This is a genomic window from Stenotrophomonas sp. TD3 (assembly GCF_001939825.1).
GTDB lineage: Bacteria > Pseudomonadota > Gammaproteobacteria > Xanthomonadales > Xanthomonadaceae > Stenotrophomonas.
The window spans coordinates 1,297,754-1,323,412 of record NZ_MOYM01000001.1; the positions used below are offsets into that span (position 1 = coordinate 1,297,754).

Annotated in this window: 26 protein-coding genes and 1 tRNA gene; 9 read left to right on the forward strand and 18 right to left on the reverse strand. The window is 67.0% G+C overall.

Annotated features, from left to right (window positions below; translation table 11 throughout):
- Window positions 1-57: 57 nt before the first annotated feature.
- Window positions 58-462, forward strand: coding sequence for a GFA family protein (locus BKE09_RS06130; protein ID WP_049443405.1), 405 nt, complete (start codon window positions 58-60; stop codon window positions 460-462).
- 479 nt (window positions 463-941) lie between these two features.
- Here BKE09_RS06130 and BKE09_RS06140 read toward each other — a convergent pair whose 3' ends face one another.
- The 3 genes from BKE09_RS06140 to BKE09_RS06150 form a co-directional block, all read right to left on the reverse strand.
- Window positions 942-1,817, reverse strand: coding sequence for a LysR family transcriptional regulator (locus tag BKE09_RS06140; RefSeq protein ID WP_075675176.1), 876 nt, complete (start codon window positions 1,815-1,817; stop codon window positions 942-944).
- 38 nt (window positions 1,818-1,855) lie between these two features.
- Window positions 1,856-2,737 carry an SDR family NAD(P)-dependent oxidoreductase gene (locus BKE09_RS06145; protein WP_075675177.1) on the reverse strand — a complete coding sequence of 294 codons (882 nt, stop codon included), beginning with the start codon at window positions 2,735-2,737 and terminating at the stop codon, window positions 1,856-1,858.
- A 156-nt stretch (window positions 2,738-2,893) separates the two neighbouring features.
- The gene (locus BKE09_RS06150; RefSeq protein WP_075675178.1) at window positions 2,894-3,757 is read right to left on the reverse strand and encodes a DMT family transporter; all 864 of its coding nucleotides are present in this window, start codon (window positions 3,755-3,757) and stop codon (window positions 2,894-2,896) included.
- Window positions 3,758-3,889: 132 nt separating this feature from the next.
- Between BKE09_RS06150 and BKE09_RS06155 the strand changes: the two genes are divergently transcribed.
- Window positions 3,890-5,269, forward strand: a complete 1,380-nt coding sequence (locus BKE09_RS06155; RefSeq protein ID WP_075675179.1) for a PLP-dependent aminotransferase family protein — start codon at window positions 3,890-3,892, stop codon at window positions 5,267-5,269.
- Here BKE09_RS06155 and BKE09_RS06160 read toward each other — a convergent pair.
- Entirely contained in the window at window positions 5,208-6,152 is a 945-nt protein-coding gene (locus tag BKE09_RS06160; protein ID WP_075675180.1) for a LysR substrate-binding domain-containing protein, read from the reverse strand. The two genes, BKE09_RS06155 and BKE09_RS06160, sit on opposite strands and share 62 nt — an antisense overlap.
- Window positions 6,153-6,267: 115 nt before the next feature.
- Here BKE09_RS06160 and BKE09_RS06165 point away from each other — a divergent pair, with 115 nt between their 5' ends.
- Both BKE09_RS06165 and BKE09_RS06170 read left to right on the forward strand, forming a co-directional pair.
- Window positions 6,268-6,966, forward strand: a complete 699-nt coding sequence (locus BKE09_RS06165; RefSeq protein ID WP_075675181.1) for a glutathione S-transferase family protein — start codon at window positions 6,268-6,270, stop codon at window positions 6,964-6,966.
- A gap of 86 nt (window positions 6,967-7,052) precedes the next feature.
- Window positions 7,053-7,727 carry a class I SAM-dependent methyltransferase gene (locus tag BKE09_RS06170; RefSeq protein ID WP_075675182.1) on the forward strand — a complete coding sequence of 225 codons (675 nt, stop codon included), beginning with the start codon at window positions 7,053-7,055 and terminating at the stop codon, window positions 7,725-7,727.
- Between the two features lie 3 nt (window positions 7,728-7,730).
- Here the strand turns inward: BKE09_RS06170 and smqnr are convergent, their stop codons facing one another.
- Window positions 7,731-8,378, reverse strand: coding sequence for a SmQnr family pentapeptide repeat protein (smqnr, locus tag BKE09_RS06175; protein WP_075676598.1), 648 nt, complete (start codon window positions 8,376-8,378; stop codon window positions 7,731-7,733).
- A 162-nt stretch (window positions 8,379-8,540) separates the two neighbouring features.
- Between smqnr and BKE09_RS06180 the strand changes: the two genes are divergently transcribed.
- Both BKE09_RS06180 and BKE09_RS06185 read left to right on the forward strand, forming a co-directional pair.
- The gene (locus BKE09_RS06180) at window positions 8,541-9,317 is read left to right on the forward strand and encodes a DeoR/GlpR family DNA-binding transcription regulator (protein WP_075675183.1); all 777 of its coding nucleotides are present in this window, start codon (window positions 8,541-8,543) and stop codon (window positions 9,315-9,317) included.
- 11 nt (window positions 9,318-9,328) lie between these two features.
- The gene (locus BKE09_RS06185; protein WP_075675184.1) at window positions 9,329-10,462 is read left to right on the forward strand and encodes an MFS transporter; all 1,134 of its coding nucleotides are present in this window, start codon (window positions 9,329-9,331) and stop codon (window positions 10,460-10,462) included.
- 9 nt (window positions 10,463-10,471) lie between these two features.
- Here the strand turns inward: BKE09_RS06185 and BKE09_RS06190 are convergent, their stop codons facing one another.
- From BKE09_RS06190 to BKE09_RS06200, 3 genes are all read right to left on the reverse strand, one after another.
- Complete coding sequence (locus BKE09_RS06190; protein ID WP_075675185.1) at window positions 10,472-11,977, reverse strand: PepSY domain-containing protein; 1,506 nt, start codon at window positions 11,975-11,977, stop codon at window positions 10,472-10,474.
- 11 nt (window positions 11,978-11,988) lie between these two features.
- Window positions 11,989-14,127 carry a TonB-dependent receptor gene (locus BKE09_RS06195; RefSeq protein ID WP_075675186.1) on the reverse strand — a complete coding sequence of 713 codons (2,139 nt, stop codon included), beginning with the start codon at window positions 14,125-14,127 and terminating at the stop codon, window positions 11,989-11,991.
- Between the two features lie 130 nt (window positions 14,128-14,257).
- Window positions 14,258-14,653: a DUF2946 family protein gene (locus BKE09_RS06200; protein ID WP_075675187.1), complete on the reverse strand. Its 396-nt coding sequence runs from the start codon at window positions 14,651-14,653 to the stop codon at window positions 14,258-14,260.
- Window positions 14,654-14,894: 241 nt separating this feature from the next.
- Here BKE09_RS06200 and BKE09_RS06205 point away from each other — a divergent pair, with 241 nt between their 5' ends.
- Both BKE09_RS06205 and BKE09_RS06210 read left to right on the forward strand, forming a co-directional pair.
- Window positions 14,895-15,470 carry a hypothetical protein gene (locus BKE09_RS06205; protein WP_075675188.1) on the forward strand — a complete coding sequence of 192 codons (576 nt, stop codon included), beginning with the start codon at window positions 14,895-14,897 and terminating at the stop codon, window positions 15,468-15,470.
- A 41-nt stretch (window positions 15,471-15,511) separates the two neighbouring features.
- Window positions 15,512-16,609: an XVIPCD domain-containing protein gene (locus tag BKE09_RS06210; protein ID WP_075675189.1), complete on the forward strand. Its 1,098-nt coding sequence runs from the start codon at window positions 15,512-15,514 to the stop codon at window positions 16,607-16,609.
- Window positions 16,610-16,643: 34 nt separating this feature from the next.
- Here BKE09_RS06210 and BKE09_RS06215 read toward each other — a convergent pair whose 3' ends face one another.
- Window positions 16,644-17,024: a tautomerase family protein gene (locus tag BKE09_RS06215; protein ID WP_075675190.1), complete on the reverse strand. Its 381-nt coding sequence runs from the start codon at window positions 17,022-17,024 to the stop codon at window positions 16,644-16,646.
- A 566-nt stretch (window positions 17,025-17,590) separates the two neighbouring features.
- Between BKE09_RS06215 and BKE09_RS06220 the strand changes: the two genes are divergently transcribed.
- Complete coding sequence (locus tag BKE09_RS06220) at window positions 17,591-18,019, forward strand: hypothetical protein (RefSeq protein WP_075675191.1); 429 nt, start codon at window positions 17,591-17,593, stop codon at window positions 18,017-18,019.
- A gap of 56 nt (window positions 18,020-18,075) precedes the next feature.
- On the opposite strand, the gene BKE09_RS06225 is transcribed toward BKE09_RS06220, so the two are convergent.
- From BKE09_RS06225 to fabG, 9 genes are all read right to left on the reverse strand, one after another.
- Window positions 18,076-18,150 (reverse strand) — tRNA-Val (locus tag BKE09_RS06225).
- Between the two features lie 175 nt (window positions 18,151-18,325).
- Complete coding sequence (locus BKE09_RS06230) at window positions 18,326-18,679, reverse strand: PilZ domain-containing protein (RefSeq protein ID WP_005412452.1); 354 nt, start codon at window positions 18,677-18,679, stop codon at window positions 18,326-18,328.
- A complete protein-coding gene (locus tag BKE09_RS06235) occupies window positions 18,676-19,632 on the reverse strand; it encodes a DNA polymerase III subunit delta' (protein WP_075675192.1) in 957 nt (318 codons plus the stop codon). The genes BKE09_RS06230 and BKE09_RS06235 overlap by 4 nt, the downstream gene beginning before the upstream one ends.
- Complete coding sequence (gene tmk, locus BKE09_RS06240) at window positions 19,629-20,294, reverse strand: dTMP kinase (RefSeq protein ID WP_075675193.1); 666 nt, start codon at window positions 20,292-20,294, stop codon at window positions 19,629-19,631. Before tmk ends, BKE09_RS06235 begins: the two co-directional genes overlap by 4 nt.
- A complete protein-coding gene (gene mltG / locus BKE09_RS06245; RefSeq protein ID WP_075675194.1) occupies window positions 20,291-21,352 on the reverse strand; it encodes an endolytic transglycosylase MltG in 1,062 nt (353 codons plus the stop codon). Before mltG ends, tmk begins: the two co-directional genes overlap by 4 nt.
- 246 nt (window positions 21,353-21,598) lie before the next feature.
- Window positions 21,599-22,963: an aminodeoxychorismate synthase component I gene (locus tag BKE09_RS06250; RefSeq protein ID WP_075675195.1), complete on the reverse strand. Its 1,365-nt coding sequence runs from the start codon at window positions 22,961-22,963 to the stop codon at window positions 21,599-21,601.
- A 134-nt stretch (window positions 22,964-23,097) separates the two neighbouring features.
- Window positions 23,098-24,360: a beta-ketoacyl-ACP synthase II gene (gene fabF, locus BKE09_RS06255; protein WP_014036191.1), complete on the reverse strand. Its 1,263-nt coding sequence runs from the start codon at window positions 24,358-24,360 to the stop codon at window positions 23,098-23,100.
- A gap of 143 nt (window positions 24,361-24,503) precedes the next feature.
- Window positions 24,504-24,743 carry an acyl carrier protein gene (gene acpP, locus BKE09_RS06260; protein WP_005415509.1) on the reverse strand — a complete coding sequence of 80 codons (240 nt, stop codon included), beginning with the start codon at window positions 24,741-24,743 and terminating at the stop codon, window positions 24,504-24,506.
- Between the two features lie 152 nt (window positions 24,744-24,895).
- Entirely contained in the window at window positions 24,896-25,639 is a 744-nt protein-coding gene (gene fabG / locus BKE09_RS06265; RefSeq protein WP_049421577.1) for a 3-oxoacyl-ACP reductase FabG, read from the reverse strand.
- Between the last annotated feature and the right edge of the window lie 20 nt (window positions 25,640-25,659).

Sequence of the window (25,659 nt, forward strand, 5' to 3'; positions counted from 1 at the left end):
CGCCGGCGCACCGTCTGCGGCGGTCCATGCGGCCAGGTTCATCTCACAGGAGCAACGATGGGCATCACTTCCGTGGCCGGCGTTCCGGTCCAACCCCAGCACCGCGCCACCTGCCATTGCGGCACGGTCGAACTGCTGCTGGACCTGCCGGACGGCATCGTCGACCCGCGCCGATGCGACTGCTCGATGTGCCGGCGCCGGGGTGCCATTGCGGCCAGCGTTACCCGCGCGGGCCTGCAGGTGGTGCGCGGGCAGAACCACCTGCAGCTGTACCAGTTCAACACCCATGTGGCCGAGCACTACTTCTGCGGCGTGTGCGGCATCTACACCCATCACCGGCGCCGCTCCAACCCGGAACAGTACGGTTACAACGTGGCCTGCCTGGAGGGCATCGACCCGTTCGCGCTGGGTGTGATCCCGGTCAACGACGGGGTCAACCACCCCGCCGACCGCACCGGCTAGTGGCGCGCGCGCCGCGGCGGCGTGGCGACCTTCTGCTAGGGCGCCATGCCGCTGCGCCCGGCCCGCGCAGGGCGTTTCAGCCAGGGGCGGCGTGGCGGCGCCTGCTGTGCGTCCGCGACCGGGGGAGGAAGTGGTCTACGGCCGGGCCAGAGATGGTCGAGCAGCCACATGGCGGGTCTCCGTGGGGGACGGGGACGATCGAGACTAGGCCCGGATCGGCATAGGCGGCGTGAGCGGGACACGACAACACGATGACGGCGGAGGCGGGATTGGGAACATCCCTGGCCGCCAGCACGGGGGACCTGATGGCAGCGCAGCCGCAAGGCAGCTGGAATGAACACGCCGCTGCCGTGCAGCTGGCCGTATCCCGTGGGATGGGCCTCAACACGCTGGTACAGGATGCGCTTGGACGTAAGGCAGGCATCACCCGGGACTGACTCCGTGACAGTGCGCTGCGGTCTGCGAGGGCACAGGCGACGTCAGCCTCTGCCCGCCTCCAGGAAATTGCCCAGCACCGGCGACGGTGATTCCGGGCGCACGCAGAACTGCAAGGCGAAACGGGCGGCTTCGCTCTCCAGCACGCGATAGACGATCTCCTGCGGGCGGAAGCTCGCCATGCTGGCTGGAACGATCGCCACGCCAGCGTCCACCGCCACCAGCGACAACACCGCATGCATGCCCTGCGCTTCCTGCACCACGCGCGGGGTGAATCCCGCCGCCGTGCACAGACCCAGCACCTGCGCGTGGAAGCCGATGCCCTCGCCCGCCGGCCATGAAACGAACGGTTCGTCGGCCAGCATCGCCACACTGACCTCTGCCGCATCGGCCAACGCATGTGCACGCGGCAGCGCAATCGCAAGGCGGTCGCGGTCGAAGTCGTGCAGTTCCAGCTCGGCGGCGGGAATCGGTGGAATCAGCACGCCGACATCGATGCGCTGCTCACGCAGCCACAACTGCTGCTGGCGCGACGTGGCTTCCTGCAGGTGCAGCTGTACCTGCGGGTACTGCTGGCGGAAGCGGCGGATCAGGCCAGGCAGGCGGCCATACAGCGCACTGCCCACATAGCCTACGCGCAGGCTGCCGGACTGCCCGGCTGCAGCCTCGCGCGTGCGCTGCAGCGCCTGCTCGGCCTGCTGCAGCGTTGCCCGCGCCTCCACCAGCAGCGTCTGCCCGGCCACGGTCAGGCCCAGGGTGCGATTGCCGCGCACGATCAGTTCGCTGCCCAGTTCATCTTCCAGCCGTCGTATCGCCGCCGTCAGCGGTGGCTGCGACATGTGCAGGCGGGCTGCAGCGCGGTGGAAATGCAGCTCTTCGGCCACAGCCACGAACTGGCGTAGCAGGCGCAGGTCGATCATCTCGGTGCCGGCAATGGGAACCTGCCTAGGGTACGCCGTCAGCTGCGCGCGTCCACACTGGCGCGGGCAATGGCCGGCCACTGCAGCGCGACGGATTCAATGCTGTCAGCAGTCACCGCGCGCAGATCCCGTGGGTATGCCACATGCTCGGCGTCCTGCAGGCGCAGTGCATGGAACTGCCCATTGCTGGCACGCAGCGCCCACCCACCCTCCTGGCAGCGCGTGGATGCCAGATAGGCCACCCCTTGCGCAACAGCGTCCGGATGCAGTTCGTCGGGCTCGCCTTCGATACCCCACATGCGGGTCTTCGCCACCGGCGAAACCGCGTTGACCACGATGCCATGCTCGGCGCCTTCCAGCGCCAGCACATTGACCAGGCCAAGCGCGGCCAGCTTGCCCATCGCATAGGCGGACAGTCCGCGCTGTGCGTATTGCGGATACAGCGCGCGGTCGGATGTCGTGATGACGATGCGGCCACCGCCAGCCGCACGCATCGTGGGCCACGCCGCCTGCGCCAGCCACAACGGCGTCTTCGCCGCCAGGCACAGCATCTGCTCCAGCGCCTCGTCCTCGATCGCTTCCAGCGTCTGGTACTCGACCCAGCCCGCGTTGTGGATCAGAAAGTCGATGCGGCCGTGCGCCTGCAGCAATTCCTGCACCAGCGCATGGCAACCGGCGCGATGGTCGATGGGACCGCTTGCAGCCTGCACTGAAAGCCCCTGCACCTGCAGTGCTTCGACGCTGCGCACGATGCGCTGCGGGTCAACGCCTCGGCCATTGGTACCGGCGCCGACGTCATGCATCAGCACCCGCGCACCACGCTCGGCCAGCAGGCGGCTGTAGGCCAGCCCAAGTCCACCGGCGGCACCGGTCACCAGACCCACCTGGCCGTCAAAGGAAATTCGGGAAATCGGCTTCATGCGCCCAGCTTCAACCAAGCACGCAGGCCGCAGCCAATACCGTTCACCGCCCTCCACGATACGCGAACGCTATCGTCGAAAAGGGGACGGAGGGGATTAAGTCGTTTCAGGCACAGTGTGGCCAGTTGCGACTTAATCCCCTCCGTCCCCTTTTTCCTAGTGGCTGAAGCGGCGGGCGCCGGCCACGCAGACCACGGCAGCCACGGTCACCAGCACCATGCTGAGGCTGACCGATTCGTGCAGCAGCAGCGCGGCCAGGGCGAGGCCGAAGAACGGTTGCAGCAACTGCAACTGGCCAACAGCGGCGATGCCGCCCTGCGCCAGCCCGCGGTACCAAAACAGGAAGCCGATCAGCATGCTGAACACCGCCACGTAGCCCAGCGCCCACCACGCCGAGGCACCGACCGCAGTGAACGAGGCCGGGCGCATCAGCACTGTCATCGGCAGCATCACCGGCAACGCCAGCAGCAGCGCCCAGCTGATCACTTGCCAGCCGCCCAGATGGCGGGCGAGTCGGCCGCCCTCGGCATAGCCCAGCCCGCACACCACGATCGCCGCCAGCATCAGCAGGTCGGCCTGCAGCGAGGCCTCGATGCCGTTGCGCACCGCATAGCCGACCACGCAGGCACTGCCCAGCAACGAGAACAGCCAGAACGCAGGGCGCGGCCGCTCGCCACCGCGCAGCACGCCGAATACCGCAGTGTTCAGTGGCAGCAGGCCGACAAACACGATGGTGTGCGCGGATGAGGCGTGACGCAGGGCGAGCGCGGTCAGCAGCGGAAAACCGACCACCACGCCGAGGCTGACCACCACCAGGCCTGGCAGCTCACTGCGGCGCGGCCACGGCTGGCGCAGCAGAAGCAGCAGCCCCAGGCCAAGCACAGCGGCGATGGTGGCGCGTGCGGCGGTGACGAACCCGGCATCCAGTTCAAGCACCGCCAGGCGGGTAGCCGGCAACGAGCCGGCGAAGATCACCACGCCAATGAAGCCATTGATCCAACCACTCGCCGACCGTTCCACGCCTGTAATCCTGAAGTGCCGGGCGATGCCTGGCGGAGCCTGTATGGAAGCATCCAGCGCGGAACCGCCCCAGCTACAATCCAGTACAGTCGTAAAGAACTGTACTGCCCATACTTCCACTACAGTGCTGCCATGCCACGTCCGCTTACACGCATCGAATCGGTCATCCAGGCCGTCCGCAACCGCATCACCGCACGCGTGGATGGTCCCGGCTCGCGCCTGCCTTCGGTGCGCGCGCAGGCCGCAGCGATGGCAGTCTCAGTCTCGACCGTGGTCGAAGCCTACGAGCGCCTCGCGGCTGAAGGCCTGATCACGGCGCGCGCAGGATCCGGCTTCTACGTCAGTGGGCCCGCCGCACCGCTGGCACTGGCCAAGATGGAGCCCCGGCTGGACCGCGCCGTGGACCCGCTATGGGTGTCGCGGCAGTCGCTGGAAACCCCGCCGGGCCACCTCAAGCCAGGGTGCGGCTGGATGCCCAGCGACTGGCTGTATCACGATGGCGTGCGCCGCGGCCTGCGCCGGTTGGCGCGTGCCGATGCCATGCATCTGGCCGACTACGCCGGCCCGCTCGGCCTGCCCGCGTTGCGCCAGCTGCTGCAACGGCGAAGCGCCACGCTGGGCATCGATGCACCGATGGAACAGATCCTGCTGACCGAATCCGGGACGCACGCGATCGACCTGATCTGCCGTTTCCTGCTCAAGCCCGGTGACTGCGTGCTGGTCGATGACCCCAGCTACTTCAACTACCACGCGCTGCTGAAGGCGCACCAGGTACAGGCCGTGGGTGTGCCGTACACGCCCACCGGCCCGGACCTTGAAGCGTTCGAACGCGCATTGCAGGAGCATTCGCCGCGGCTGTACATCACCAACTCCGGCCTGCACAACCCGACCGGCGCGGTGCTTTCGGCCAGTACCGCGCACCGCCTGCTGGGCCTGGCCGAACGCAGCGAGCTGATCATCGTCGAGGACGATATCTTCGCCGACTTCGAACTGCAGCCGGCGCCGCGGCTGGCCGCGCTCGATGGGCTGTCGCGGGTGATCCATGTCGGCAGTTTCTCCAAGACGCTGTCGGCAGCCTCGCGCTGCGGCTACATCGCTGCACGCCATGACTGGATCGAAGCATTGACCGACCTGAAGCTGGCAACCAGCTTCGGCGGTGGCCATCTGGCCGCGCAACTGATGCACATCGCGCTGACCGACAGTGGCTACCGACGCCACATGCAATCGGTGCGTTCGCGCTTGGCTGACGCGCGCCGGGACACGCTGCGCAAACTGCACACGCTGGGCATCACCCCGTGGCTGCAGCCAGAGGCCGGCCTGTTCCTGTGGTGCCAACTGCCGGATGGCCGCGATTCCGCCGCGCTGGCGCGGCAGTGCCTGCGCGAGGGCATCGTGCTGGCACCGGGCAACGCGTTCAGCCAGTCGCAGCGCGCGGCCGACTATCTGCGCTTCAACGTTTCGCAGTGCCAGGACGCACGGATCTGGCAGGTGCTGGCGCGGGCGCTGCGTTGAGCTGGTAATGCGCGACCAGCGCATCCACCACCACGCGCACGCCCGGCAACTGGCCGCGACGATGCGGCAGCAGCACGCTGGTGGTGACTTCGCCGGCATGCCACGCCGGCAGAACCTGCCGCAGGCGTCCGGCCGCAATCGCCGCAGCGCACAGGCTGTGCGGCAACACGGTGATGCCGAGGCCCGCTTCGGCCGCCGCGATCAGCAGCTGCGACTCATTGCCGACCAGCGCCACCTGCGGTTCCACCTGCACGGTGCGGGCGTCGGCGCTGTGCAGCGTCCAGCGCGTTGCGTGGCGCGCGGTCAGCAGGCCGGCATGCGCGCGTAGCTGCTCGGGCGTCTCCACCGCCGGCGCGGCTGCCAGATAGCCCGGGGACGCCACCAGCACGATGCGCTCGCTCCCCAGCGAACGTTGCACCAACCCGGAATCGGGCAGCGGACCGAAGTGGCTGCGCAAGGCGATGTCGATGCCTTCCTGCGCCAGGTCGATGAAACGATCACTCACTTCAACTTCGATGCGCAGCCGCGGATAGCGTCGAGCCAACGCGGGCAGGCATACGGCGAGCTCGCCCTGCACCACCGGAATCGAAGCGCTGATCCGCACGGTGCCGCTGGGTTCGGCCTGGCGGTCACGGACGATGGCCTCGGCCGCCTCAACCTCAGACAACGCCGCGCGTGCGCGTTCGAAGAACTCCTGACCGACCTCGGTCAGCGCGAAGCGGCGCGAACTGCGCTGCAGCAGCCGCACCTCAAGGTGTTCTTCCAGCAGCGCCACACGCTTGCTCAACGTCGAGCGCGGCAGGCCCAGATGGCGCCCGCCTGCAGCGAACCCGCCCTGCTCCACTGCGGCCACGAACAGGGCCAGATCGTTGAGGTTGAGCATGCGCAACGTCCACAGATGTGGACTTCAGGATGCCATCCGAACGGCTTCCGGGGCAATGTCCACGCAGGCACGCTTTCCTCACCCGCCGCATCGCGGCTTGAACCGGAAACCTGCCATGACCCCGATCCTCTTCTATGGCGTGCCCTCGGGCTGCTCGTTCGGCTCCATCGTCGCTCTGGAATGGCTGCGCCAGCCGTATCACCTGTGCCGCATCGACATGCCCGGCCAGGTGCAGGGCGAAGACTACCGTCGCCTCAATCCGCTGGGCGAAACCCCGACCCTGTGCACCGCGCAGGGCGAACAACTCAGCGAGAGCCTGGCCATCCTCAACCACCTGGCCGCGAAGGGCATCGCGCAGGGGCTGGGCTTCGCACAGGGCACGTCTGGCTTTGATCGTCTCAACCACCGGCTGGCCTATCTCAACACCAGCTTCTTCGGTGCCTACGCCCCGCTCTGGCACGCACTGGAGCATGCGGAAGGCGATGAAGGCGATGCGCTGCGTGCCTATGGCACGAACAAGGTGCGCCACGCCCACCAGGCGCTGGAGCAGATGATCGGCACGGGCCCGTGGCTGCTGGGCGAACAGCGCAGCTTTGCCGATGCCTACTTCGCCGGCATCGCGCGCTGGAACGACTATCACCAGGTGGTCGATCGTCGCGAGTTCCCCAGGGTGCAGCAACTGTTCGAGCGTCTGCAGGACGACGCTGGCGTGCAGTTCGCCCACGCCGTCGAAGCGCAGCGGCCGGCAACCAGCAGCGGCGGCTTCCTCGGCGAGGTGCGGCTGCAAGACGTGCTTGAGACAGCAGCGGCCTGAGCCCCGTCCTGCCCGTGCGGCAGCGGCGCGCAATGCCCCTTGCGCGCCGCGCTACAGTGGTATGTCCCCGCCGCAGGAACCCGCGCATGTCCACGTTCTCCGACCCGCAGGCGGTGGCCCGCTATGCCGAAGCGCCGCTGCGCCAGGTGCCCGGCTTCCTCGCGTTGCAGCAGATGAGCCGCCTGTTGCTGGCCGAACGCGTTCCCGCACAGGGCCGCGTGCTGGTGCTGGGCGCCGGTGGCGGGCTGGAGCTGAAGGCTTTTGCCGAAGCGCAGCCGGGCTGGCAACTGCTCGGCGTGGACCCTGCTGCGCCGATGCTGGCCCTGGCCGAACAGACACTGGGCCCGTTGAACGCACGCGTCGAATTGCTGGAAGGCTACATCGACGATGCCCCGGATGTGCGCTTCGATGGTGCCAGCTGCTTGTTGACCCTGCACTTCCTCGATGCCGCGCAGCGCCTGCATACGCTGCGCGGGCTGCACCGACGCCTGCAGCCCGGCGCGCCGCTGGTGGTGGCGCACCACAGCGTGCCGCAGGATCCGGCCGGCAGGCTGCGCTGGTTGCAGCGCTACGCCGCGTTCGCCGAAGCCTCGGGCGTTGCCCACGCCGATGCACAGCGCGCGATCGACGCCATTGCCGAGCGGCTGCCGCTGCTGGCCCCCGAACAGGAAGTCGCACTACTGCAGGAGGCCGGCTTCGACGGCGTGGAGCTGTTCTACGCAGGCTTCAGCTTCAAGGGTTGGGTGGCGTACGCCGGGTGATGCCTACGGCACCACGGTGATGCCGATGCGCTGCATCAACAGCGCCACCTGCTGCACATCCAGCGTGGCGCCGCGCAGGTTGGTGCTGCGCAGGTCCAGCTCACCCAGCTCCGAGTGGGTCAGGTCGCAGTCGGTGAAGTTGGCACTGTTCCAGTCGATGCCCTCGAACTGGCCGCCGGACAGGTCCGAGCCGGCGAAGCTGGCGCCGCTCACGTTCGCACCATCCCAGCGGTTTTCCCACAGTTCGCATTTCTCCAGCGTCACCCGCGAGAAATTGGCATAGCGCAGGTTCGACTTCTTGATGAAGGCGCTGCAGAACCAGCTGCGCGTGGTGATCTGGTTCATGAAGCTGGCGTTGCTGAAATCCGCGCCCTGCGCGCGGCACTCGCTGATCTCCAGGCCCAGCGCCTTGATGAAGTTGAAGTGGCACATGCTGAGGTCGCAACTGCGGAAACTGGCTTCCTTCAGCGTGGCGCCGTTGAAGCGGCAGCCGGTGCGGCTGTCGGCATCGTAGAAGCTGCAGTTGATGAACTCGGTGGCGATCAGGTCGGCGCCGGAAAAGTCGCACTCATGGAACTGCTGGTCGACCACTTTCTGGCCGGTGTACTGGTCCGCGCCGATGCGCAGCTTGCGGTGAACGGTGGGGGACATCAGGGATTCCATGCCAAGTGCCCCGCCATCATGCCGGGCCGCGAGGGCGATCCATAGACGTGGGCGCGGGCGAATTCACCAGCAGTCCAGCCGCCGTGTGTCCCCCCCAACCCCCGCATGCACGTTGTTGCGCGTTAATGCACGAACGTGCAGACTTGCGGCATGAGCTCCGATCCCAGCCCCCTCCCCGCCCAGCGCACCCGGCAGATCCTCGAGGAACTGCGCCAGCAGGGCCGCGTGGTCGCCGCCGAACTGGCGCGCCGCTATGCCGTCTCTGAAGATTCGATCCGCCGCGACCTGCGCGAGCTGGCTGCGCAGGGCCTGTGCCAGCGCGTCTACGGCGGCGCCGTGCTGCCGCCCCCCAAGGAACGCCCGCTGCGCGAGCGCCTGACCCGCGATCGCGGCGACAAGGCCGAACTGGCCGCCCGCGTCTGCGCGCTGCTGCAACCCGGCCAGGTCGTGCTGCTCGATGCCGGTTCAACCAACCTGGCGATCGCCCAGCAGTTGCCGGCCGCCCTCGGCTTGACGGTGATCACCAACGCGCCGCAGATCGCCACCGCCGCCAGCGTGCTTGAGGGCACCTCGGTGCAGTTGATCGGCGGGCGGTTGGCCAGCGGTGGTGGCGCGGTTGGCGCTGAAGCACTGGCCCAGGTGCAGCGCCTGCGCGCCGACGTGTACCTGCCTGGCCCATGCGCGGTGGACGGTGACACCGGCGTGTGGGCGATGGATGCGGAAGAAGCCACGCTGAAGCGCGCGATGGTGGCCTGCAGCAGCCGTGTCATCGTCGCTGCCACCACCGAAAAGCTCGGTGCGCGCGGCAACTGGCAGATCGCCAGCCTGGACGAGATTGACGACCTGGTGCTGACCACCACCGCACCGCCCGCACTGGCGGCTCGCTTCCGCGCCGCCGGTATCGCGGTGCACCCCACGCCTCCCTGACCGTACCGCTCATGTCCCTTGCCAACCGCGCGCGTGCCGAACAGCACGCGACCCGCGCTGCGTTCTTCATTCCCGGCTTCGCCACCGCGCTGTGGGCCACCCTGGTGCCATTCGCCAAGGCGCGCACCGGCATCAACGACGGCACGCTGGGGCTGGTGCTGCTCTGCCTCGGTGCCGGGTCGCTGCTGGCGATGCCCTTGTCCGGCGTGCTGGCCGCACGCCTCGGTTGCCGGCGGGTGATGGTGGCCAGCAGCCTGCTGATCTGCCTGACCGTGCCCGGCCTGGCGCTGGCCGGTTCGGCCTGGTCACTGGGGCTGGTTCTGTTCGTGTTCGGCGCCGCCGTGGGCGCGATGGACTGCACGATGAACGTGCAGGCCGTCATCGTCGAGCGCGAAGCACGGCGCGTGATGATGTCCGGCTTCCATGCCTTCTTCAGCATCGGTGGTTTCCTCGGCGCAGCCATCATGACCGTGCTGCTGTCCGCACAGCTGCCTCCCTTGGCATCGGTGATGATCGGCGTCGGCGCCATGCTGCTCGTGATGTTGCTGTCGGCGGCGTACTGGCACAGCGAACGCATGCCGCACGACACACCGATGCTGGCCCTGCCGCACGGCATCGTGCTGTTCATCGGCGTGCTGGCCTTCGTCGCCTTCCTCGGCGAAGGCGCGATGCTGGACTGGAGCGCGGTCTTCCTCAGCGATGTGCGTCGCGTCGATGCCAGCCTCGCCGGCATCGGCTATGTGACCTTCACCCTGACCATGACCGTCGCGCGCCTGTTCGGCGACGCACTGGTGGCACGCGTAGGCCGTGAGCGCGCGATCGTGTTCGGCGCGCTGCTTGCCGCCGCGGGCGTGCTGGTGTTGACCCTGGTCACGCCGTGGCAGGCGTCGCTGATCGGCTATGTGCTGGTCGGCCTCGGCTGCGCCAACATCGCGCCCGCGCTGTTCTCGCTGGCCGGCCACCAGACCCGCATGCCTGGCGCGCTGGCCATCACCGCCGTTTCCACGCTGGGCTTTGCCGGCATCCTTGCCGGACCGGCGCTGATCGGATTTGCTGCCAACCACTTCGGCCTGATCGCCGCCTTCATCGGCGTGGCCACAGCCTTGTTGCTGGTTGCCCTGTCCACGCGTTGGCTGCGGGTGTAGTCCAGGGCATCAGCGCCGCCTGCGCCGCAGCTTCATCCGCAAACGCCGATAGCCGATCACCGTCGCCGTGGCACACAGCGCGGTGCCAGCAGCGCTCAGCAGCAGCAACACCGCCAGCCGGGCACCTTCCTGGCGCAGCATCGCCGGCAGGTCCCAGCTGTGCAGGAAGTAGAACAACCAGCGCCCGACCCGCTCGCGATGCCCCACTGTCAGCAACGGGTCGCCCGTGGCGAGATCGACGTAGACCCGCGTCGCCTCGGCATCGCCGAAATCCGCCACCGCCACCGGGAAGCGGCGAACTGCTGCACCATTCATGGCCTCGGGCGCACGCGGATAGAAGTAGGCGTCTGCTGCACGCTGCACCACGAAACCCTGCATCGGCGCATCGGACAGCGCACGCACCTTCTGCTGCAGCCACGTCGCCGGCAGCAGGCGCGCCACCTGCAGATGCCCATCGCTGCCGGACACGATGCGGGTATCGCCCTTCCCATCCAACAGCACCGCGAACAGCTCGCCCCCGATGCGGCGCCACTGGATCTCGACCGGTTGGAAGCGCTCAACCTCGGCCACTGCCATGAGCTTCGCCGGCTCACCCAGCGCGCCATCCACCGCCACCACGCCGCCACGATAGCGCCCGCTGTCGATCGCCTCGCGCGTGCTGCTGAAGACCCCCAGTGGATTCATCGACATCAGCCCGCTGAACATCCAGGTGAACACGAAGGCCGCAGCCACCAGCCCGATCAGATGGTGCCAGCGCATCCACGGTTCGACGTACGGTGTCTTCGCACCGGAGCGGTAGCGCCCACGGAAACGCCAGCGCCACACGCCCACCACGATGCCGCTGGCCGCCGCCAACGTGCACAGCGCGGACAACACGATCACCACCCACGTCCACACCGGATCCACCGACTGCATGCGCAGGAAGTACAGCCAGTGCAGCCAGGCGCCCACATAGTTCCAGCGCTGCTGCACATGCGGTGCGTCCAGCACCACTTCGCCGGTACGCGAGGACACATACAGGTCGCCCGGCTGTGTACCGCCCACCTCGACGCGATACAGCGGCCGATGCACATCCAGCGCGCGCGAATGCGTCCAGCGGTCCTCGTCCACGCGCGTCGCACCCACGAACGCCTGGCCGCCGGCGAACTCTGCAGCGGATGCTTCGGCGCGCTGTGCCGACACCGGCAGCAGCGCCTGGCCGGTGTACGCCGACCAGGCGCCTACGTTGCTGCCATTGCGCACCACATACGCAGGCTCGCCACGCAGCGTGGTCAGTGCCACGCTTTCCGGCTCGGCCTGCACAGCGGCAGGCAGTATCGACAGCCCCTGCAGATCGCAGACCTCACCCAGCTCCGGCAATGCCGCCAGCCGCTCACCGGGCGTCAGCTTCGGGTAGCCGATGAACAGCATCACCATGCCGCTGACGAACCACAGCAGCATCAACAGGCATCCGCCGATGCCCAGCCAGCGGTGCACCAGGTAGGTCCAGCGCTTGGCAGTGGATCGCAGCGACATGGTGCGCGTCCTCAGAAGCGATGGTCGACGGTGAACTCAACGCGACGGTCCGCACCCAGCAGCCACTGCGTGCTGGTGTAGTACGCGGTGGCGTAGTACGCCTTGTCGAACACGTTGAACAGCCGCGCGGACAATCGCGTGCGCGGTGCTGCCTGCCACGTCAGCGCCAGGTCGGTGGTGCTGTAACCGGGCAACTCCAGCGTGTTGGCATTGTCGGCGTAGCGCTTGCCGACATAGCGAACGCCACCCGCCGCACTCCAGTCCGTCGCGAACTGCCAGCTCAACCACACACTGGCCAGGCGCTCGGCCACGTTCGGCGGCACGTTGCCATCGCGCGACACCAGCATCGGCGGCGAACCCGTAGTTTCCAGGAAGTCCTCGAACTCGGCCTTCAGCACCGTGGCGTTGGCATCCAGCGTCCAGTGCGGCGCGACGCTCCAGTTCAGCGACGCCTCGATACCGCGCGAGGTCTGCGCACCCACCTGCACGCGGCGGTCCGGCGCCAGTGGGTCGCGGCTGAGCAATCCGGTCTTGCGGATGCGGTACGCCGCCAGCGTCCACTCGCCGCCATCGAAGGCCTGCTTCAGGCCCACCTCGATCTGCCGGCCCTTGGCCAGGTCGAAGGCGCCGTTGGCTGGGCTGATCATCAACAGGCCACTGACCGGGTCCGCCGCCTGCGAGTACTGCGCATACAGGCTCAGCGTCGGCTGCAGCGCGAATACCGTGCCTGCACGCCAGCCGGTACTGCTGTAGGTCTTGGAGAACGCGTTCTGGCCGCTGATCAGATCGGTACGGTCGATGCGCGCACGATCGTGGCGCAGCCCCCCCAGCACCGACCAGCGCTCGCTCAGCGCCAACCGGTCTTCCACGAACAGCGCGTACTGCTCGGCACGGTTACGGTAGCGCGGCAGGTTCGGCGCATCGCTGGCGAACTGGCCCGGCACCGGATCGAACGGATCGACCGGGCCTGAGCTGCCGGCGTAGGTGTTGTTGGTGTGCTTGAAGTGCGCGCGGTTCGCGTCCAGGCCCACCGCGAAGTTGTTCTGCAGGCCACCCGCCGTTCCCTGCACACGCAGCGTCGAGGTCAGTCCGGTCTGGTCCTGGTTGTGGGTGATCTCGGTATTGCCCGAGCGATCGATCAAGCCGGTAGCGCGGTTGTAGACATAGGCCTCGGCATTGCGCCAGTCGCGCTGGCTGTCGATCTGGTAGAGGCGCGTGCGCCATTCCACGTTCGCGTTCGGTGTCCACAGCGCATCAAGCTGGGTCCAGCGGTCGCGGTAGCGGATCTCGCTGTCGTCCACGTTGTAGTTGCGGTGGCGCAGCGCCTCCAGCTGGCGGCCCTCGACCAGCGGCGTGCCGAAGTAGCGCATCGGTTGCTGATAGCCCTGCGCATGGGTGAGCGTCAGCTGCAGGTCCGCACGCGGCTGCCACAGCAACGCACCGGAGAACGTCGCATCGTTGTTGCGGCCACGGTCAACCCAGCCACCGCTGTAGTTGCCACTCACATCCAGCCGGTAGGCCAGCTCGGGCGTCAGCGCGCCACCACTGCCGAAGCCCAAGCGCGCGGTGTCCTCACTGCCCACGGTCACGCTGATCTCGTTTTCGATAGCACCGCGCGAGGGCTTCTTCGGCACGATGTTGATCACGCCGCCGATCGCACCGTCGCCATGGATCACCGAGGCCGGGCCGCGCAGCACTTCGATGCGCTCGATCGACCAGGTATCGAACGGGAACGTAATGCCCACGCCACCGTACTGGCGCAGCCCGTCGTACAGCCGCATCACCGAAGCACCGTCGGTGAAGCCGCGGCTGGACAGCGCGCTCAGGCCGTTGCCCGGGTGCGGCATCGCACTGATCGCACCGGCCCGGCTGATCGCATCGTTGAGGTTGCTGTCGCCGCGCTGCTCCAGTTGTTCGCGCGAAATCACCGTCAGGCTGGCCGGTGTCTGCAGCACGCTCAGGCCCAACGCAGAGCCTGCGCTGGCGGTGGAGGACAGCTCGCCGCTGCGGGTATCGACCACCCGCACGGTATCCAGCGTGGTCGGGGGTGCCGCATCAGCGGCAAGTACGGGGGCGGTGTGCAGGAGCAACGCGCACAGGACAGGCAGCGTCGCCCGGCGCGGGCGCGCGGAGTTGGGGTTCGTTTTCATTTTTTTCACGGCATGCAAGGCCACCCCGCAATGGCAGGGCAGCAATCAGAAAGGGACAAACACGCGCGTGCGGGCACCGGCCGTGGCCGGCAACCTCATGGAAAAATGTTCAATGCAACGCGCGTGCGGCTCAGGCGGCCATCATGGCTGGCGGCCCACGCGCTCCCAATGTGCCGCTGATCCGTTGCGGCAACGCCCGCACCGCACCGCGCAGCGCGCGGCATACCGGTGCCATCGGCGCCAGCAGCAGTACTGCCGCCACCAGCAGGGTGATCAACCGCGCTGCGATCAGGCAGTAATCGCAATCCACGCCCATCTCATGATCGGCGTGTGGATCGACGGCCGGCTTCTTTGCGGCCTCGCCGTGCGGCATCGCCATCGCGTGATGGTCGTGGTGCCCTTCCATCGCGTGCTGCGCATGCTCTGCGTGCATCGCGTGATCCACGGCTGCCACCGGTACAGCGGCAGCCACGTGACCGTGCGCCAGCCAGCGGCTCACCAGCGGGGCGAGCAGCACCAGCAGCATGGCAAGCCATGCCAGGGCCTGGAACCGGCGGTGGAGAGCAGAACGGCGCACGCCGCCATTCTACGGGGCCATAGCCAACCTTGGACCCCGTTCAGGGTTTACCCCCTGCGACACGGTGACGCAGGGGCTCGCCTCGCGCGGCGACATGTGAATGCACCGCACCGCGGTCCCGGCGCTTGCAGGCTCCGCCTCGCCAACGTTAGGGTTCAAATGGCCACGGCAAGGAGCCAGAGGGATCCGCATGACCACCCGCATCACACACCCGCTGCGCATCAGCCTGATCGGCCTGACCGCGCTGCTTGCCGCCTGCGCCGACAAGGGGCCGCCCCCACCGCCAGAGCCGCTGGAACTCTCACAGCCCATCGCCGTGGACGCGCCCGGCCAGCAGGTGCAGTTCGAGTTCGAAACCACGGCGCGCAATTTTGCCAGCTACCACACATATGCGGTGGAGCTGGATCTGCAGCACGTTTCCTCATCGCCAGATGCTGCTTCTCCGCGCGACCTGCACATTCCTTTACGCGTAGGACTTCAGCAATGGTCCGGCGGCACTTGGCAGCCGCTGGCAAGCCCCGACGCGTATCAGATCGCACAGTCGCAATCTGGCCAGCCTCTGCCAGACTGGCACCGCGGTAAGGGACTGAACTACGCCCAGACCCAACGAGGCAGCGGTGGGGCCTATCGACTCCATGTCGCGCTGCTGCCGTTGCAGGCGCAAAGTCGCTACCGCGTACAGATCAGCACGGTTGAAGACATCGCACCACTTCGTGGCGCAAGCGCCAGGATACTGATTCACGAATCGCGTCCGCTCGCCAAGTAGCGCAGCGCCTTCGTACACCTTCCAGGAGGATCACCACGCACATGGACAAGCCACGCTACATCGTCGATATCGTCATTGCGGCACCGGGAACACCGCTTCTCCACCCCGTTACGCAGCAACCGCTGTGCAATCCTGATGGCTCGGCGCAGACGTCCGGGCCGGGACACATGTTCTACGTCCTTCGAGCACCGGGAAAGGATCCGGCAAGCTACGGCTTTGCACCGATCGAGCACGGCAGCATGAATGGCCCAGGTGACATCGTGGACAACGATGCAAAGACCTACAAGAACCCGCATTACACGCGCTCTCTGGAAATCACCGAAGCTCAGTACAACAAGCTCAGAGCGTTCGGCGACGATCCAGTGGCGCACGGCTTCAGCAAGCACTATGCCGACGTGCGCCACAACTGCGTGGACTTCACCTGGGGCGCATTGAATCATGCTGGTATCCAGCGCAAGCAGAGCCTGGACGTGAACAGCATCGGCGGCCCTGTTGGCCAATTGCTGCCAGACGTCCGCATTCCGCTGGGCGTCCAGTCACAGGGCAAGGACGGCTATCGTCCGCTGCGCAACATCCATGGCGTGGACAGCATTGAACCGCCCTTCCCCAACAGCGAACTCAACCGCACCATCACCCATCCCCTGCCCGAGCGCAGCTTGAAGCAGCGTCTGCTCAGCGAAACCGATGGCATTGATGGCTCCTTGGGCGAGCGTCTGGCTGCGGATGCGCGCACGCCGGGGCATAGCCTTTACGCCTTGGACCAGAAGGTGCGTGCTGCGCTCGCCCAGACCGGCGAACAGCGCGGACTGCCTGCCGGGCAGGAGCACGAACGACTGGCCGGCCATATAACCCACGCGGCGGTGCAGGCCGGCTTCAGCGAAAAGGACACGCTGCACGTGGCATTCAGTTCAAACAGCACCGCCGAGGTACCCGGCTACGTATTCCTGCATCGCAGCGGCGACACCGCCTCGCCGGACCCTGCCGCCAATCGCCAGCGCCTGTCCCTGCTCGATACGCAGCAGGGCGACGCGAATACGCTGTATCAGCAGGCCAACGTGCAGCAGCAATTCCGCGACGCAAGCCGGCTGGCGCAGGACGAACAACAGGCACAACAGCAGGCATCGCCGCGCATGGCCTGAGCAAACCGCGTCAGGCGCAGACGCCGTTCCCGCATCAACTCACGTACTGCGCCTGCCCGTTCCCGAACGACCAGTTCTCCTTCTTCACTTCCACCAGATTGATGAACACATCCTCGCGGCGGATACCCACTGCCGCCTGCAGGCCCTCGGCAATGCCCAGGTACAGCGCCTTCTTCTGCTCCAACGTGCGCCCCTCGTTCCAGGTGATCTGGATGCAGATGAAGTCATCGGTGCGGTCCACGCCCAGGTAGCCGGGGTCGTAGATCAGCGTGCCGGGCGCGTGTTCCTGGAAGATCTGGAAGCGATCGTTTTCCGGCACGCCCACCGCGCGCATGGCCTGGTAGATGATTTCGCCGACGCGTTGCAGGTAGTCGGCGGATTTACCTTTGCGAAGATCGATGCGGGCGAGCGGCATGGTGGCACTCCAGAGTGGATGGGCACGGCAACGGGCTGAGACTACGCCTGCCCGGGGCGGCGGGACAGCGCAGGGATGGAACCCTATGCGTCGATCCGTGGCACGGTTCCGCCTCCGCCGCGCGGGGTGACGCGATTGCCGTGGTGGTATCCCTCTGGAGTCGTCATATGCACGATCGGTAGGGGCGGCGATGTGCGCCATCAGTGACGGGCGGCACTACTCGCAGGTGTCGGACGACACACAACGGGAAACGCCTGGCCAGCCTAGGGACAGTTGAGAATTTTCCTTACAGACCGATGTGATTGCCCGGCCTGAAGATCGCCGCGCCGAGGCAAGACGCCTTGGCCGGGATTGGCGTCTCGAATAAACGAACAGGCTTCAAGGACTGCGAGAGAAATCGCAGTTGAGAGAATGCATCGACTGCCCTCAATGGCGGGCGGTGCGTGGGGATCGCAAGATCCGCCAGGCGTTCTTCTCCCTTGAAGCTTGTTTGCCTTGGCACGCCAACCCGCACCGTCCGCCACCTTCACTCCGGAAGGTGGCCCTACGCCAGTGAGGGTTTCGCCATGACCAACCAAACCGCCATCCATCCCCGCCTGCACGCGCTTATCGGCGACGTCGCCGCCGACGTGCCCGAGGACCTTGCGCGTGAGATCGAATGCGCACTGGCGGAGCAACTGCTGCCGCCTTCGCGCCCAACGTTCCTGTCCTGCCTCGACGCCATCCGCGCCGGTGACGACAAGGCCGGACGCGTATGCACCCCGCAGGCACTCAGCGCCACAGGTTTCGGATCGCTCGACCGCTCGCTGGCCGCTTTGAATGCCGTACTGGATCTCCTACATGCCGCCGAACGTGCACGCCTGGCTGGCGATCCACAGGATCAACTCGGCGACTTCCACCGGGACGGCTTGATCGTTGCCGCACGCCAGATCGCGCGGGCTGCACAGGATGGATTGGGTGATGCCCTGGTGCCGGCTGGCGCAAGGCCTCGCTGATTATGCGAGGCAACAAAAAAGCCCCCATTGCTGGAGGCTTCTTTCGTTCTGCAACATGGTGGGCGGTACAGGGATCGAACCTGTGACCCTTGCCGTGTGAAGGCAATGCTCTACCGCTGAGCTAACCGCCCGGTGTGTTGCTGAGCCGCTCATTATAGGGGCTTTTCAGAGGCCGTCAACAGTTTTTCACATTCGTGTTCACGGGTGTTTTCGAGGGCGGCAGTCGAGCATGGCTCGACTCTACAGAGGGGCGGCGTCACGGGCGTTTCGGGGCAAGCAGCCGAGCATCGCTCGGCTCTACCGAGATCACATCGTATGGGTCGGCTTGTCCGAACCGGTCAGGCCGGCCAGCAGGGTCTCGATCTTGTGGCGCACGCCCTCGCCTTCGGCGCCGTCGGCCAGCTGCACGCCGATGCCGGCGGTGCGGTTGCCCTGCGCGCCGGCCGGGGTCACCCAGATCACCTTGCCGGCCACCGGCAGGCGCTCGCTGGAATCGGGCAGGGTCAGCAGCAGGAACACCTCGTCGCCCAGGAAGTAGCGCTTGGGCGTGGGCACGAAGATGCCGCCATTCTTCACGAACGGCATGTACGCGCTGTACAGCGCGGCTTTGTCCTTCACAGCCAGGGACAGGATGCCCTGGCGGGCGTTGCTGGCACTCATCGATTTCCCCTTGCGGCAGGCCGCTCGTTCACCTTGTTCCAGGCGAGCAGCAACTCGACCACCGCAAGGTCTGCGCGCACCGTGGTGCGCAGCAGGTCGCGGGTGCGGTTGGCCGCATCGAACCAGGCTGCAAGCTTGTGCAATCGCTCCGGCGTGGTCAAGGCATCGGTGCTGGCCTGGGCCAGCGCCAGGTCGGCAGCGAAGCGCAGGCGCAGCGCCGCGTTGTCATCGCCACACCACTTCTGCGCCAGTTCCACCGCGCCGGTCTTGCCGGCGGCCAGCTGTTCCAGATCGCGGCCCACGTCGCGGCGCAGGCTCAGGCCGTCTTCGCGCAGCCAGTTGTCGGCCTGGCCGGGGTGGCCGCGCGCCGCGTCCAGCGCTTCGCGCGCCGATGCTTCGCTGTGGCCCTGCTGCTGCAGCCAGGCCAGCGCTTCGTGCTGCGGCGGCAGCTTGAATTCCAGGCGCTGGCAACGGCTGCGGATGGTCTGCGGCAGGCGTGCCGGGTCGCTGCTGATCAGCCACAGGTAGCGGCCGGGCTGCGGCTCTTCCAGCGTCTTCAGCAGCGCATTGGCCGCCGAGCGGTTGATCGCATCGGCCGGGTCGACGATCACCACCTGCGCCACGCCGTATTGCGGGGTCAGCGCCAGTTTGTTGGTGATCTCGCGCACCTGCTCGATCACGATCTCGGTGCGCAGCTTGTCGCCACTCTTGTTCGGAATGAAGCTGACCAGCTGCAGGTCCGGATGGGTGCCGGCGGCGATCAGCTGGCGCGTGCGCGTGGCATGGGCAGCATCGCCGCGTGCCAGCACGTGGTCGGCCAAGGCCAGCGCCACCTCATGCTTGCCCAGCCCGGCCGGGCCGCAGATCAGCAGGCCATGGCCGAGCCGATCAGCATCCAGCGCCGCCACGGTCTGGTCGAACGCGCGCTGCTGCCAGGGCGAGAACGTGCTCATGCGCCCTCCCCGCCCTGCAGCCAGCGCTCGACGCACGCGACCACATCGGCCGCCACGCGTTCCTGCACCTGGCCAGCGTCGACTAGTGCGAAGCGCTGCGGATCCTGCTGTGCGCGGCTGCGGAACACTTCGCGCACGCGCTGGAAGAAATCGTCCTGCTCGCTCTCGATGCGGTCCGGCCACAGGTCGCGCCCGTTAGCGCGTGCGCGGCCGACGGCCACATCCACATCCAGCAGCAGGGTCAGGCCCGGCAGCAGGCCGACCGCGCGGCGCTCCAGGTCGGCAATCCACTGCGGATCGAGGCCACGGCCACCGCCCTGGTAGGCATAGCTGGAATCGGTGAAGCGATCGCTCAGCACATAGGCGCCGCGCTGCAGCGCCGGCTGGATCACCTGGCGCACGTGCTGCGCGCGTGCGGCGAACACCAGCAGCAGCTCGGCTTCGGCGCTGAGCGGTTCGGCGGCGATCTCGGCATCGGGCTTCAGCACCAGGCCGCGGATGCGCTCGGCCAGCGGCGTTCCGCCCGGCTCGCGGGTCAGTACCACCTCATGGCCATGGCTGCGCAGGCAGTCACGGATGGCATTGATGGCGGTGGTCTTGCCCGCGCCCTCGCCGCCTTCCAGGCTGACGAAACGCGGATGGCGAAGCAGCGCGGGACTCATTGCGCCGGGGTCTCCTTGGTACGTTGCTGGCGCAGCTGCTGCAGGTAGCGGGCCACTGCGGCGTTGTGCTGGTCCAGGCTGGGCGAGAACACGTGCGCGCCACTGCCATCGCCCACAGCCACGAAGTACAGCGCGTCGCCCGACAGCGGCTGCGCGGCCGCCATCAGTGCATCGCGGCTGGGCATGGCGATCGGGGTCGGGGTCAGGCCGGCACGGGTATAGGTGTTGTAGGGCGTATCGGTGGTCAGGTCGCGGCGACGGATGTTGCCGTCATACGCAGCACCGATGCCGTAGATCACGGTCGGGTCGGTCTGCAGGCGCATGCCGATCTTCAGGCGGCGCATGAACACGCCCGCGATCTGCGGGCGCTCGCTGGCCAACGCGGTTTCCTTCTCGATGATCGACGCCATCGTCAGCAGTTCGTACGGCGTGTTGATCGGCAGGTCCGGCGCGCGGCTTTCCCAGGCTTCATCCAGCGCCTTTTCCATCGCGGAGTGGGCGCGCTTGAGCACATCGAGGTCGCTGTCGCCGCGCTGGTAAACGTAGGTCTCCGGCAGGAAGCGGCCTTCCGGATGCTGGCCACCGAAACCGAGACGCTGCATCAGCGCGGCGTCATCAAGATTATCGGTGGTGTGCAGCAGCGGCTCGGCGCGCTTGAGCGCGGCACGCAGCTGGCGGATGTTCCAGCCCTCGACGATCGTGACACGGTGCTGCAGCACCTTGCCGGCGCGCATGCGCAGCAGCAGCTCGCGCGGAGTCAGGTCGGCGCTGAGCGCGTACTCGCCCACCTTCAGTTTGCCGGCGGCATCGAGCTGGCGCGCCAGTAGCTGCCACTGCGCGTCCTGGCCTTCATCCACACCGGCATCGCGCAGCTTGCGCAGCACGCTGTTCATGCCATCGCCACTGGCGATGACCATGCTCTCGGCGGTCGGGGTGATCGGGGCGTCGGCGAACCGGGTCTGCTGGTAGAAGAACCACGCGCCCGCGCCGGCCACGACGGCGGCCAGCACCACCACCAGCGTTACCACGAACAGACACCCGCGCTTGGCTCCCGCCATGGACTACCTCTGAACTCGATTCCGTCGTGCAGGATACCGTGCCGGTGGATTGGGGTCATGACCGGGGGCATGCGCCTGTGCCGACCCACCGTCGGCACCCACCACAATCCATGCCTGGCGCGGCGATCAGTAGATCCACGCCATGCGTGGATGAACGGCCATGGAGGACTCCGTGCCGACCAACGGTCGGCACCCACCGTGGGGGAATGGGGTTGCCGGCCAGCGGCCGGCACTACCGGAATACGCCTAGCCCTGCTGGCCCAGCGCGCGCAGCAGGCCGCGGGCCTTGGCGCGGGTCTCGTCCAGTTCCTTGTCCGGATCCGAGTCGACCACGATGCCGGCGCCGGTGCGGAAGCTCACCTCGTGGCCATCCACTTCGGCGGTGCGGATCAGGATGTTCAGGTCCAGGTCGCCATCGCGGTTCAGCCTGCCGAAGGCACCGGTGTAGGCACCGCGCGGCACCTGCTCCAGCTCGCTGATGATCTGCATGCAGCGCACCTTGGGGCAGCCGGTGATGGTGCCACCGGGGAACGTGGCGGCGATCACCTCGCCGGGCGTGACCTCCGGGCGCAGATGGCCACTGACATTGCTGACGATGTGGTGCACATGGGCGTAGCTCTCCACCGTCATCAGCTCATCAACCACCACGGTGCCGGGCAGGCAGATGCGGCCCAGGTCGTTGCGTTCCAGGTCGATCAGCATCACGTGCTCGGCACGCTCCTTCGGGTGGCCGACCAGCTCCTGGATGCGCGCGGCATCATCGTCGCCCTCGAAGCGCGGACGCGTCCCAGCAATCGGGCGGGTCTGCGCGTGGCCGGCATGAACCGACACCAGCCGCTCCGGCGAGGAACTGACCACATGGCGGCCGTGCGAGCTGAACAGGCCGGCGAACGGTGCCGGGTTGGCACGGCGCAGCTGCGCGTACAGCGCCTGCGGGCTGACCGGCGCGGCGAACTGCGCGCTCCAGCGCCGCGACAGGTTCACCTGGAACACATCACCGGCACGCAGGTACTCGATCACCCGGCGCACGCCGTCGGTGAAGCGCTGCGGCGCATCCTCGCCCACCGACTGCGGCGGCTGCCAGCCCTGCCCGGCTTCGGGCAGCGCGGCCGAGGCCAGTGCCACGAGCGCACCCGGCAACGCCTGCTCGCCGGCTTCGGCGATGACGAAGCTGGCCTCGTTGTGATGGTCGTGCAGCACCGCGGCCGGGCAGCGCAGCGCCAGCGCAGTCGGGCGGCCGTCCTCGCGTGCGCGCGCCGGCAGCACCGGTTCGATCTGGCTGGCCACTTCGTAATCGAGCATCAACGCCCAGCCGCCGCGGAACGGCAGGCTGTGGCTGCCGTCATGCGGCAGGCGTTCGCGCTGCCAGGCACGGTCCAGCACCTGCAGGAAGCTGCCGGCGTGCACCGCGTCGTGCTGGTCGCGCACCTGTCCATCGGCATCCAGCCGCAGGCTGTCGCCCTGCGCGGCCAGCAGCAGGCTCCAGCGGCCCTGCGCGGTGCCCGAAGCGGTGGATTCCATCAGCAGCGGGAAGCGTGCCGGGTCGTGCTGCTGCAGGGCCAGCAGATCGATCGGGTGCGGCAGCGGGTGGATCAGCGGTGCGTGGGTCATGGCAGCCAGTTCGGGGATTCAGATGCACGGAAGCCGCCTTGCGGCGGCCTCCTCGTGCGTAATGCACGTTCAGTCGAGCATGGCTCGACTCTACACAACGGCGGAGTCGAGCATGGCTCGCCGCTACAACTCGGTCAGACGCGCTTGAAGATCAGCGTGCCGTTGGTGCCGCCGAAGCCGAAACCATTCGACATCACCACGTCGACCTTGGCCTGGCGCGCTTCGTTGGGCACGTAGTCCAGGTCGCAGCCTTCGCCCGGCTGCTGCAGGTTGATGGTCGGCGGGATGACGTTGTCCTGCAGCGCCATCACCGAGAAGATTGCTTCCACGCCGCCGGCAGCGCCGAGCAGGTGGCCGGTCATCGACTTGGTGGAGCTGACCATCATCTTGTAGGCGTGGTCGCCGAAGGCGGTCTTCATCGCCATGGTTTCGCCCAGGTCGCCCAGCGGCGTGGAGGTGCCGTGCGCGTTGAGGTAGCCCACCTGTTCCGGGGTCACGCCAGCGTCCTTCATGGCCATGACCATGCAGCGGGCGGCGCCTTCGCCGTTCTCGCTCGGTGCGGTCATGTGGTATGCGTCGGAGCTGGCGCCGAAGCCGGCCAGTTCACAGTAGATCTTCGCACCACGCGCCTTGGCGTGTTCGTACTCTTCCAGGATCAGGATGCCGGCGCCGTCGCCCAGCACGAAGCCATCGCGGTCCTTGTCCCACGGGCGCGAAGCCTGTTCCGGGGCGTCGTTGCGGGTGCTCATGGCCTTCATCGCGCAGAAGCCGCCCAGTGCGGTCGGCGACGAGCCACGTTCGGCACCACCGACCACCATCACGTCGGCATCGCCGTACTGGATCATGCGCATCGCGGTACCGATCGAATGGTTCGAGGTCGCGCATGCCGACACCGCCGAGAACGACGGGCCCTTCAGGCCGGTGATGATGCTCAGCTGGCCCGGCAGCATGTTGATGATGGTCTTCGGCACGTAGAAGGGCGAGATCTTCTTGCCCTCGTGGAACTCGATGGTCTGCTCTTCGATGCCGAGCAGGCCGCCGATGCCGGCGCCGACGATGGCGCCGATGCGCTCGGCATTGGCGTCGGTGATGTCCAGGCCCGAGTCATGCAGGGCCATGAACGAGGCACCGAGGCCGTAATGGATGAACGGGTCCATCTTCTTGGCATCCTTGCCGCTGACCCGGAACTTGCCGAACAGTTCATTGTCGGCGGTGATGTCGAATCCCTTGACCTCACCTGCAATCTTGGTGGTGAACCGATCCAGGTAGGCATCCGCAACGTTGGTCAGCGGACCGATGCCCGAACGACCCTGGGTGATGCCTTCCCAGCTGCTGGCCAGATCATTGCCCAACGGCGAGACGATACCCAGGCCGGTTACGACGACGCGACGCTTCATTGCTGATTCTCCTGACCCGGCTGATTTCAACGGGCAACTCGGTTTGCTTCGGTGTGATGCTCAAACACACGGGGCCGCAACTGCGGCCCCATGGGGTGCGGTGCGCGGCGAGCATGGGCCCGCGCGCGCACTGCCGTCTGACATCAGGCCTTGACGTGGGCCTTGATGTAGTCGATGGCGGCCTGCACGGTGCTGATCTTCTCGGCTTCTTCGTCCGGGATCTCGCACTCGAATTCTTCTTCCAGGGCCATCACCAGCTCAACGGTGTCCAGCGAGTCAGCGCCCAGGTCATCGACGAACGATGCGCTGTTGGTGACTTCTTCTTCCTTGACGCCAAGCTGTTCGACGACGATTTTCTTGACGCGTTCTTCGATGGTGCTCATGGGATCTCGCTCCAGATGGAGTTGTGGTTCAAAAGTGGTCGCCATCAAAGGCGATGGCCGTGGGATAGTGTAGTGGAAACCGGCGCGGCCTTGCATTGCAGCAAAAACCTTCGCAGATCAACCACTTGCGGCGCAATCCCTGCGCCCCTTGCTTACGGCATGTACATGCCGCCGTTCACATGGAGGGTTTCGCCGGTGATGTAACCGGCAGCCGGGCCGGCCAGGAAGGCCACCGCATGGGCGATGTCTTCCGGCGAACCCAGGCGTTCGAGGGCGATGTCGTTGATCAGCGCGGTACGCGCTTCTTCCGGCAACGCCTTGGTCATGTCGGTGTCGATGAAGCCAGGTGCGACAACATTGACGGTGACACCGCGCGAACCGATTTCCTTGGCCAGCGACTTGCTGAAGCCGATGATGCCGGCCTTGGCCGCGGCGTAGTTGGCCTGGCCGGCATTGCCGGTCACGCCCACCACCGATGCGATGTTGATGATGCGGCCCTTGCGCGCCTTCATCATGCCGCGCATCACCGCCTTGCTGGTGCGGAACACGCTGGTCAGGTTGGTGTCGATGATCGACGCCCAGTCCTCGTCCTTCATGCGCATCAGCAGGTTGTCGCGGGTGATGCCGGCGTTGTTGACCAGGATCGAGATCGGGCCGAATTCCTTGGCGATGTCCGCCAGCACGGCATCCAGCGCGGCGGCGTCGGTGACGTTCAGCGCGCGGCCGTGACCGCCGTGGGCGGCCAGGCGCTCACCGATCGCGGCAGCGCCGGATTCGGTGGTGGCGGTACCAATGACGGTGGCGCCCTGGGCGGCCAGCAGATCGGCGATGGCGGCACCAATGCCACGGCTGGCGCCGGTGACCAGTGCGATTTCACCCTGCAGGGGCTTGCTCATGATGTTTTCCTCAGGCTGGG

Coding starts and splice junctions, on each gene's coding strand:
- BKE09_RS06205 (WP_075675188.1), top strand. CDS start 14,895: ATGACCACCCGCATCACACACCCGCTGCGCATCAGCCTGATCGGCCTG.
- BKE09_RS06230 (WP_005412452.1), bottom strand. CDS start 18,679: ATGAGTGCCAGCAACGCCCGCCAGGGCATCCTGTCCCTGGCTGTGAAG.
- BKE09_RS06180 (WP_075675183.1), top strand. CDS start 8,541: ATGAGCTCCGATCCCAGCCCCCTCCCCGCCCAGCGCACCCGGCAGATC.
- BKE09_RS06185 (WP_075675184.1), top strand. CDS start 9,329: ATGTCCCTTGCCAACCGCGCGCGTGCCGAACAGCACGCGACCCGCGCT.
- BKE09_RS06220 (WP_075675191.1), top strand. CDS start 17,591: ATGACCAACCAAACCGCCATCCATCCCCGCCTGCACGCGCTTATCGGC.
- BKE09_RS06200 (WP_075675187.1), bottom strand. CDS start 14,653: ATGCTGCTGGTGCTGCTCGCCCCGCTGGTGAGCCGCTGGCTGGCGCAC.
- smqnr (WP_075676598.1), bottom strand. CDS start 8,378: ATGTCCCCCACCGTTCACCGCAAGCTGCGCATCGGCGCGGACCAGTAC.
- fabG (WP_049421577.1), bottom strand. CDS start 25,639: ATGAGCAAGCCCCTGCAGGGTGAAATCGCACTGGTCACCGGCGCCAGC.
- BKE09_RS06190 (WP_075675185.1), bottom strand. CDS start 11,977: ATGTCGCTGCGATCCACTGCCAAGCGCTGGACCTACCTGGTGCACCGC.
- BKE09_RS06140 (WP_075675176.1), bottom strand. CDS start 1,817: ATGATCGACCTGCGCCTGCTACGCCAGTTCGTGGCTGTGGCCGAAGAG.
- BKE09_RS06145 (WP_075675177.1), bottom strand. CDS start 2,737: ATGAAGCCGATTTCCCGAATTTCCTTTGACGGCCAGGTGGGTCTGGTG.
- BKE09_RS06155 (WP_075675179.1), top strand. CDS start 3,890: ATGCCACGTCCGCTTACACGCATCGAATCGGTCATCCAGGCCGTCCGC.
- BKE09_RS06170 (WP_075675182.1), top strand. CDS start 7,053: ATGTCCACGTTCTCCGACCCGCAGGCGGTGGCCCGCTATGCCGAAGCG.
- BKE09_RS06160 (WP_075675180.1), bottom strand. CDS start 6,152: ATGCTCAACCTCAACGATCTGGCCCTGTTCGTGGCCGCAGTGGAGCAG.
- fabF (WP_014036191.1), bottom strand. CDS start 24,360: ATGAAGCGTCGCGTCGTCGTAACCGGCCTGGGTATCGTCTCGCCGTTG.
- BKE09_RS06165 (WP_075675181.1), top strand. CDS start 6,268: ATGACCCCGATCCTCTTCTATGGCGTGCCCTCGGGCTGCTCGTTCGGC.
- BKE09_RS06130 (WP_049443405.1), top strand. CDS start 58: ATGGGCATCACTTCCGTGGCCGGCGTTCCGGTCCAACCCCAGCACCGC.
- mltG (WP_075675194.1), bottom strand. CDS start 21,352: ATGGCGGGAGCCAAGCGCGGGTGTCTGTTCGTGGTAACGCTGGTGGTG.
- BKE09_RS06250 (WP_075675195.1), bottom strand. CDS start 22,963: ATGACCCACGCACCGCTGATCCACCCGCTGCCGCACCCGATCGATCTG.
- BKE09_RS06215 (WP_075675190.1), bottom strand. CDS start 17,024: ATGCCGCTCGCCCGCATCGATCTTCGCAAAGGTAAATCCGCCGACTAC.
- BKE09_RS06195 (WP_075675186.1), bottom strand. CDS start 14,127: ATGAAAACGAACCCCAACTCCGCGCGCCCGCGCCGGGCGACGCTGCCT.
- BKE09_RS06210 (WP_075675189.1), top strand. CDS start 15,512: ATGGACAAGCCACGCTACATCGTCGATATCGTCATTGCGGCACCGGGA.
- tmk (WP_075675193.1), bottom strand. CDS start 20,294: ATGAGTCCCGCGCTGCTTCGCCATCCGCGTTTCGTCAGCCTGGAAGGC.
- BKE09_RS06235 (WP_075675192.1), bottom strand. CDS start 19,632: ATGAGCACGTTCTCGCCCTGGCAGCAGCGCGCGTTCGACCAGACCGTG.
- acpP (WP_005415509.1), bottom strand. CDS start 24,743: ATGAGCACCATCGAAGAACGCGTCAAGAAAATCGTCGTCGAACAGCTT.